This is a genomic window from Lichenifustis flavocetrariae (genome assembly GCF_026130545.1).
In the GTDB taxonomy this organism is placed as follows: Bacteria; Pseudomonadota; Alphaproteobacteria; order Rhizobiales; family Beijerinckiaceae; genus Lichenihabitans; species Lichenihabitans flavocetrariae.
Genome location: NZ_JAMOIM010000153.1, coordinates 1 through 904 on the forward strand (window position 1 = coordinate 1; position 904 = coordinate 904).

Consider the following 904-nt stretch of genomic DNA (forward strand, 5'->3'; position numbering starts at 1 on the left):
CCTGCAAAAGCATATCGCAGTTGACGCGGGCCTTGGTGGCCAAGAGCCATCGGGTGGGACGGACCCTCGTCCGTGAGTTGTTGCACCGGCAGAAGTTCTCGCTGCAGTCCAATCAGAAGACCCGCGAAGGGGACAGTCACCCCGATCGCGACGCGCAGTTTCGTCATCTCAACGAGAGCGTGCGTGCCGCCTTGGCGGCCGGCGAGCCCGTGATCTCGGTCGATACCAAGAAGAAGGAGCTTGTCGGCGATTTCAAGAATGGGGGTCGGGAATGGCGCCCTCAAGGTCGGCCCGAACAGGTGCGGGTGCATGACTTTCTCATCAAAGACCTCGGTCGTGCGGTCCCCTACGGCATCTACGATCTGGCCTCCAATGCCGGGTGGATCAGTGTCGGCATGAGTGGCGACACGTCGGCCTTTGCAGTGCAGACGATCCGCCGCTGGTGGCAGGACATCGGACAGGCGCGCTATCCTCGTGCCACCCGATTGACCATCACCGCCGATGGCGGCGGAAGCAACGGCTCGCGTGTCCGGCTCTGGAAACGCGAACTGCAGCGGCTGGCCACCGAGATCGGCCTCGACATCGTCGTGCATCACCTGCCGCCGGGAACGAGCAAATGGAATGCCATCGAGCACCGCCTGTTCTCGTTCATCTCGATGAACTGGAGAGCCAAACCTCTCGTCAGTTACCGGGTAATCATCGACCTGATCAGCGCCACCACAACTGAAACCGGACTGACGGTCCACTGCGAACTGGACAGCAACGCCTATCCAAAGGGCACCATCGTCTCAGACCGCGAAATGGCCACCCTCCCCATCACCCGCGACCCCTTCCATGGCGACTGGAATTACACCATCCACCCCTCCTCAAACAGCAATCAGAGCAGTTAAATTCGGGCGAGCCC

Annotated in this window: 1 protein-coding gene; it reads left to right on the forward strand. The window is 61.2% G+C overall.

What is annotated here, in order from left to right:
* Positions 1-890 (forward strand): ISAzo13 family transposase (locus M8523_RS36390; RefSeq protein WP_282589660.1); only part of this gene is annotated, 890 nt, incomplete at its 5' end.
* Positions 891-904: the final 14 nt, after the last annotated feature.